Source organism: Pelotomaculum sp. FP (genome assembly GCF_004369245.1).
GTDB lineage: Bacteria > Bacillota > Desulfotomaculia > Desulfotomaculales > Pelotomaculaceae > Pelotomaculum_C > Pelotomaculum_C schinkii.
This window is the reverse complement of record NZ_QFGB01000097.1, coordinates 1-7,636: the sequence shown is the minus strand read 5'-3', so window position 1 is coordinate 7,636 and position 7,636 is coordinate 1. Positions and strand designations below refer to the sequence as shown.

The following is a 7,636-nucleotide window of genomic DNA, read 5'->3' as shown; positions in this document are numbered from 1 at the left end:
GCTTCTTTAACAAGCTGCTCTTTGAAATCCTGAGGATATCTTTTACGTTTCATCCATACCCCTCCGTTAATATTAGTTTATATTAATAAGGGGGTATGGCTCAAACTCAATTAAGGGGCTTAATAGATAGTACTATAGCCCGTTATCATTATTATTCCGGTAATGTGTCTATGCGTGAGACGTTGGTACAGGTCTTTGGCGACCGTAATGCACTACCAAGTATAGCTGTGCCATGCAGGCTTAAATACTTTGCCGGCCAGCTTGAGAATGAGATTTATACGCCGGAATTCTGGATCCGGAGGCATACAATACTGCCGTATTATCTACCGTTTATGGATAAAAGACGGAAAGAACAAGTGGTGGATGCTGTCAATAACAATGGGGGAAAGAGACTTTTTGCTCTTATCGGGATGGCGGCTGGAGGCATCTGTAGGAAATCCGAGCTGTATTATTGTCCGCAATGTGCTGTTGAGGATATGTCATGGTACGGGGAAGCTTATTTTCATAGAGTTCACCAACTGGAAGGAGTATTTGTTTGTGACAAACATGGCTGTAGCCTTAAGGAATATCCGGTGGCAAAAGAACATGTGAGTCGAATCCAGTTTGTCAGGTTTGATTTCAAAAATATCGATTTGGAAGAACTGGGTAATCCAGAAAATCAGCATGAAAATGAAGATGAAAAGCATATAACGCTCAAACTCAATGATGTTGCAAAGGCAGCCAGATATATTATTAATCGTGATTTTACAGAGTTTGACAATGTCAAGGTGCATGAAAACATCACCAGCTGGATGTCGAGCAAAGGATATCTTACGAGAAAAGGACATGTCAGACAAAGAGATTTTTGTCATGACTTGCAAAATTTTTATGGTCTAAGATTACTTGAATTGCTTGAGTGCAATATTGATACAAACAAGGACTATGAATGGCCGTCAGAAGCTGTTAGGTTCCCCGGTAAGGCCATTCATCCGTTGCGGTATATTTTGATATCGCTTTTTCTGTGCGGAAATGCAGAAGGGCTTTTTTGCTCACCAAACAGGCAAATGACGAAATCCTGGAATACAACGAACAGCCGAGGGGCTAATACCAAGGGAAAATATAATTTATATGATAAGGAATGGGAACAGCGGCTTGTTGAAGCAATAAAATCCGTTGGCAGTCTGAGAGGGATAGCTCGTGAAATGAGCTGTGATCCAAAGACAGTCGTTAAATATGCAGATAAGCTTGGTATAGCACACCTCTTGAATTCGAGCATGAAAATCTATGTACCGAAAGGCAAGCAAGGAGAAGCAGATTATAGTGCGGATGCCGATGAAATACGTCAATATGTAAAAGAAAACCCGGGTTGTACAAGAAATGAAGTGCGAAAGCAACTTTATCTTCAATATATGAGACTTTATAAGCACCAGCGTGATTTGCTATACACCATATTGCCTGAAAAGGTTAAGCAGCTACCTGGAGGAACACAAATAGTTGACTGGAGTGTACGGGATATTGAAACCCTCGAAAAGGCGAAAACAGCATATTCACGTTTGTTGCTTATGCCGGAACCTGTTCGAATCAGTTCCTCACGTCTTATGAAGGAAATGGGTTATTCATCACTTCGCTTTTATATGGATAAGCTTCCTTTGACAAAGCAATATATTGAGAATATTGCTGAGAGTGTTGAGGAATTCCAGCTTCGCCGAGTTGATTTTGTATGCCGTAAGCTGTATGAAGAAAAGGGTATTTTTGAAAAATGGGAAGTCATGCGTGTGGCTGGGCTAAGAAAAACGGTATCAAGAAGGGTTATTGCCAGGATAGAAGAAAATATTGAGAAAGGCTTGGCCGGTAAGCTGAATATATGAACTATCAGTAGATTGCTTTTTTTGCATAGATAAACAGCCTATGCTGGAATTATGGATGATTTGCTTTCATTGAGAGTATGGTGAAATATGGGCATGGAAAAAATTTATGGATATTTATGTGTATAAAGATAGGAATTATCAGGATATGTAGAGAACTAGAAGTTAAGTTAAGCGTATTAAATTGACTTTTGTGAGGATTTGATAATGATAAGCTTGATAAATGAATTTTTAGATGACCTGAAAAAGGGTAAGTATTTAATCGTTATGCCAATATCTAGGTTTAATATAGAACGAAATTTTAGCATCGGGCGTTTTCATTTTTTTCCTGCTGAGGAAGTCAATCTTAAAGAGCTCAGAATTGTCCCAAACAAGGAATTGAATCAGCAAGCTGAATTACAGGTATTTAAGGGCCAAGATTTACGAGAAGTATCAAGTAGTATCACTGGTATTTCAGCAGTTGTATTTAGAGAAAACACATTAGTTTCTTTTACAACATCTCTTGACTGGAATAGTTTTTTATTGTGGACACATCAAGATGATATCAGGTTAATAAGTAGATTATCTCAACAAGCAGAAGAAGCAATGGATATTCTCCGTTTTTATTTTTGTCGGATGGATTTGCCTGACACATTACCAGGGCCTGTTGGAACGTGGGAAGATTCTAATGGTTTTTCAGGAGCTCTAGTATATTCATTACAAGATAACGAGAGTTATATGATTGCAGGTTCCATTATTAATCATTTAATAGTCAAGGGAATTGGGCTTGATTTAAATAATTCGCAGATCTCATTTATCGATAAGCACGAGTTCTTTAATAATATTGCAGAGGTAGGGGCAGTTGTTAGAACTGGTTTAAATTTATACACTGGTGTCCTTGAAGCAAATACAAACACATCAAAATTTATTAGAGCTATGAGTCTATTTGATTATTTAGCTTATCCAAATAATTTCAAGAAATTTGAAAAGGTAAAAAAGGAGATTGCTTGCCATATTGCTCAAACTAGACAACAATATAATAATATATCGAATCGTTTCCAAGAACTAACTGGTAAGAAGGACGAAACAGGTTCTTATACAGGTTTTCGCACCAGAATAGTGCATTTAGGGGGAACATTAGAGGAGATTCTTGGTGACAATGAAATTATTAAATTGTTTTTAGAGTTGAATAGATATATAGGAAAGGTTATTCAGGATATGATGGATCATTCTCACTATACTTGGGATGAGTTTACTAATTATCGAGATGCGTTGAAGATTGACTTAGGGGTAAAACAAAGATAAGTCTAAAAAAGAATATTATTACCATTTATTCATATAAGTACAGGTTGGGAATCTTAGGAAATTCGTAGAAAGACAGGGTTTTTAACTTTTCAAGTAACAGACATGCCATTTTCTTGGGCGGGTAGTAAATGCCTAAAAGGAGGTAGAACATGAAGGTTACACGCCTCATTATCGAGAATTTCCAAGGGGTTGACAGCGCTACGTTGCACTTCGATGGTCACACGCTGCTGGTCGGAATGAATAATGTTGGAAAGTCTACCGTCTGCGAGGCTCTCGATCTTGTGCTTGGCCCAGACCGGCTATCGAAGTTTCCGCCGATTGAAGAGTTTGACTTTTATAATAGCACATATCTCGAAGCTGATGGTGAAACGCCAAAGCCCCTTCGTATTGAGGTTGTTCTAACCGATCTGAATCTAGAGACCTCTAATAGTTGCGGCTCACACCTGGAGTTTTGGCACAAGGAGCAACGTCGCCTCCTGGAAGAAGGCGACGCAGACCTCGTCGATACCCCCGCCGTCGAGCCATGCCTGCGCTTGGAAACGATTGGTAAATACGACCCAGAAGAGGATGAGTTCGAGGCTAAAACTTATTTCTCCCATAGCCCAAACGAGTTGGACGGCTCACTGAAGCCTGTAAGCAAGAACGTCAAGCGGATGATTGGCTTTCTGTATCTACGTACCCTGCGAACGGGAACCCGTGCTCTAAGCCTTGAGCGAGGATCGCTCTTGGACATAATCTTGAGGCTCGGCAAGATCCGTACGGGGCTCTGGGAGCAAGCCATTAAGCGGCTTCGAGCTCTTGATCCCCCGATCGATCAGGATGCCGCCTACTTGAGAACCGTACTAGATTCGATAGAGAAACGCCTGGCCCAGTATATCCCTGCCCAAGGCAAGGACTCTGCTACTAAGTTATTCGTGTCTCAACTCACCAGGGAACATTTGCGCAAGACAATGGCATTCTTCCTTTCGATGGCCCCCGATCAGGAGCCGGTGCCTTTCCAAGAGGTTGGGACGGGTACGCTAAATACCCTAGTCCTGGCCCTTTTGTCCTTTATTGCGGAAATTAAGAAGGACAATGTAATATTTGCGATGGAGGAGCCAGAAATCGCCCTGCCGCCGCATACACAGCGACGTGTTGCTAATTACCTGCTCAACAAGACGACACAGTGTTTTGTGACATCACACTCCCCGTATATCATCGAACAATTTGAGCCCCAGCAGATCCAAATCCTACGGCGATCAGAGCAAGCGGAGCTCACGGCTGCGCCAGTGATCCTTGGCGGGGCTCTCAAGCCCAAGACCTATCGGAAGCACGCCCGCCGTGGACTATGTGAGGCGATGCTTGGCAAGGCTGTCATTGTAACTGAGGGTCTTACCGAGCAGGTCATGCTTAGGGCAGTTGCGGATAAGATGGAAGCAGCCAATGAAGACAAGTATCCACTTGATCTTTCGGGGGTCACGATTTTTTCGTCTGACGGTGATGGCTCGCTCCCTGCATTCGGGGCATTCTTCAAGAACTTGGGACTCAAGACTTACGCCTTCTATGACCAGAAGCAGCGTAAGCCGCAAGAAATACAGGCATTGCAAGATGCTTTCGACCTGCCTAACGAAACAGCTTTTACCGGTGCGGAAGAACTCCTTATCAGGGAGATTCCGGTTGACCGTCAATGGCTACTGTTGGAGGAAATCCGAAATGCAGGTGAGCAAGGGAATGTCGGAATCCCTGTACAACGCCCAGATGATGATGACGTAAGGGCGCTTATGGCCAACTTGTTGAAGGGCCGCAAAGGAGACGGAACCGCTGGTAGGCTTATTGATCTGTGCGAGATGGCCGAACTTCCTATAAGCGTGGTTAATTTCCTCTCCCAGGTCTACACAGACTTTCCCCAGCCCGAGCCGGTTCCCGTTCCCATTCCCATTCCTTCGGTGCTTACTGAGAACTCCCCTGTCCCAGAAGTAGTAGTGGATGCAGAGACAGTACAACATCTAGTCTTTGGAGTGCAAACATGACCCTGAGAATCTGCCAGAAGCGCCAGCAGGTGCTCGACACAGAGCGGCATACGCTTGTCACAGGAGGACCTGGAAGCGGCAAGACAACTATTGCACTTCTAAAAGCTCTGCGACGGATTGAAGCAGGCCTTGACAGTGGGCAAGCCGTCCTGTTTCTTAGCTTTTCCCGAGCAGCCGTCGCACGAATTGCAGAAGCTGCAAAAGAGCAGATTCCCAGAACCCAGCAAAAGATGCTGAACATCCAGACCTTTCACTCGTTCTTCTGGGATATTCTACGTACATATGGTTATTTGCTTGGCGCACCCAAGCGCCTGACGCTACTTCCGCCCCATGATGAAAAGGCGCTTTCCGATGGTATTGAACGTAACGATCCGGCTTGGCCTGTATGGGAAACACAGCGCGAGCACCTCTTTCGTGAAGAGGGCCGCATTGCCTTCGATCTTTTCGCCCCCAAAGTGGCTGAACTTCTCACCCGTAGCGCTCGTATCCGGCAGATTGTTGCCAATCGATTTCCGCTTATCATCGTGGATGAAGCCCAAGACACCGGGCCAGACCAATGGGCATGCGTCAAAGCATTAGCGGAGTATTCGCAGACGCTTTGTCTTGCAGATTTGGAGCAGCAGATCTTCGATTTCCTGCCAGGCATTGGCCCAGAGCGGATTCAACAGATTGAAGACGATTTACGTCCGACCCGCATCGATCTTGGAAGCGAGAACAACCGAAGCCCGGATTCTGAAATTGCGACCTTTGGTTATGATATCCTGACCGGTGTGAGTCGTGGTGCGCCATACAAAGGCGTTTCACAGTTAAATTTCCATCCCCGTGCTAATAGCCGTGATCAAGCTATCCGTCAGAGTATTGGGATAGTGAGCAGAATCGTGAAGGCAGAGACCGGGCAGCCACCCGAGAGTATTGCACTTCTAGCTTCCTTTGACCGAGGAGCCGCAATCATTTCTAATGCACTGAGGGGTGGCGCGACTCCTATCCCACACAAACTCCTATTTGATGAAGCCACAACATTGCTTGCAAGCCGTTTCGTCGCATTCCTCATGGAGCCAAAGTACGCTGCAAATCAAGCAATTGATATAGCGCAGGCACTAGAATTACTCTCTTTGGTTTTCCGTGCGAAGGGTACTGCAAGAGCGCTGGCTCGCTCCAAAGAGTTTCAGCTATGGGCTCAACAGACCCGGGGAGGCAAGGTTCCTACCAAAGCAGTTATATATAAGAAATTGTATGCGCTCATTGGCGAACTTCAGGTAAGTATGTTCTCCGGTGATCCTCGTAAGGACTGGATGCTTCTTCGGGGAAAGCTTCAAGGCACTGGCGTTTCCGAGCTCGTAGCCGTCGACCGCGAACTGCAATACCTTATGGCTTTCAACCGGGGAAGGCGGATTGCATCCGGTCTAACGGCCATTTGGGAAACGCATGGTAGCTATCCCTTCGCTCGGCAAGCCTTGGATGCGGCGCTAACCGAGGACCAGATTCTATCCGGGGGTGAGGATCTTACAGGGATCCATGTGATGACGATGCACAAGTCCAAAGGCAAGCAGTTCGACGCTGTCATCGTCTTTCGGGCCGATCATTCCTCGCCGTTCAAATGGCCAAGGGATCCAGCTCCCTACCGAAAGAGCCGGAAGGTTCTTCGAGTCGCTATTACCCGCGCTAGGATTCATACTCTGATCCTGAATCAGGCCTTTCCAGACTGCCCGATTCTAGCACCGCATAAGCTCTAAGTCTAACGTCTTGGCGCTTAGCAAATGGATGCAGATGAGAAGGGATTAGCCGACAAAAGCAAGCGAAATGAAAATGCAGAAGAATATTTTAATAAATTATTTAGCGAAGAAGAAAAACGATTGATTCCTAATATATACAAAGAAATCAATGATTATTTCGCTAGTAAATATAATTTTAATAGTAAAGAGCATTCCGACAGCCAAGAGCTTTCAACAGTGTAAGTGTCATGAAATTGTGTTTTCACCCTGTTAATCTATCTGCTTTATCTTGGGTTCGATACTCCCTAATCCAACAAAAAGTGCAAAGATGCACCATGTAAATATAAGAAAGAGTTGTGTTGCTAGTATAATATCAACACTAAAATAAAGAATTCTGTTAACGAAGGCATATACGTGCTTTATGCGATAACACACTCCATCAGACATTAGATACGCTGATATTCTTAGAAGATAAGTGGACTAAAGGGGTTGCAAAAAGAATTATGGACAACTCAGCAGAACAACACCTCGGATACTTAAAGTACGAAGGTGAGCTTGTCGACGAAGGGCTTATGGACGCTCGGAAGTCAGCGTATGCACTTCTTGGCTTTGATCAGTGTGTTCGATTTTTCGTTGGCCAACTTGCGCCAGAGCTGAAAACTATTAAGCCCCTTAATTGAGTTTGAGCCATACCCCCTTATTAATATAAACTAATATTAACGGAGGGGTATGGATGAAACGTAAAAGATATCCTCAGGATTTCAAAGAGCAGCTTGTTAAAGAAGCC

5 protein-coding genes are annotated in these 7,636 nt (G+C 44.3%); all 5 read left to right on the top strand.

Going from position 1 to position 7,636, the window contains the following annotated elements; translation table 11 throughout:
- Positions 1–95 precede the first annotated feature (95 nt).
- On the top strand, positions 96–1,847 hold the full coding sequence (locus tag Psfp_RS20430; RefSeq protein ID WP_134220356.1) for a TnsD family Tn7-like transposition protein: 1,752 nt from the start codon (positions 96–98) through the stop codon (positions 1,845–1,847).
- A gap of 204 nt (positions 1,848–2,051) precedes the next feature.
- Positions 2,052–3,128 carry a hypothetical protein gene (locus tag Psfp_RS20425; RefSeq protein ID WP_134220355.1) on the top strand — a complete coding sequence of 359 codons (1,077 nt, stop codon included), beginning with the start codon at positions 2,052–2,054 and terminating at the stop codon, positions 3,126–3,128.
- Positions 3,129–3,277: 149 nt separating this feature from the next.
- Positions 3,278–5,137 (top strand): AAA family ATPase, encoded by a 1,860-nt coding sequence (locus tag Psfp_RS20420; protein ID WP_134220354.1) that lies wholly within the window; start codon positions 3,278–3,280, stop codon positions 5,135–5,137.
- Positions 5,134–6,870, top strand: coding sequence for a UvrD-helicase domain-containing protein (locus Psfp_RS20415; RefSeq protein WP_134220353.1), 1,737 nt, complete (start codon positions 5,134–5,136; stop codon positions 6,868–6,870). Before Psfp_RS20420 ends, Psfp_RS20415 begins: the two co-directional genes overlap by 4 nt.
- Positions 6,871–6,894: 24 nt before the next feature.
- A complete protein-coding gene (locus tag Psfp_RS20410) occupies positions 6,895–7,092 on the top strand; it encodes a hypothetical protein (protein ID WP_134220352.1) in 198 nt (65 codons plus the stop codon).
- Positions 7,093–7,636 lie beyond the last annotated feature (544 nt).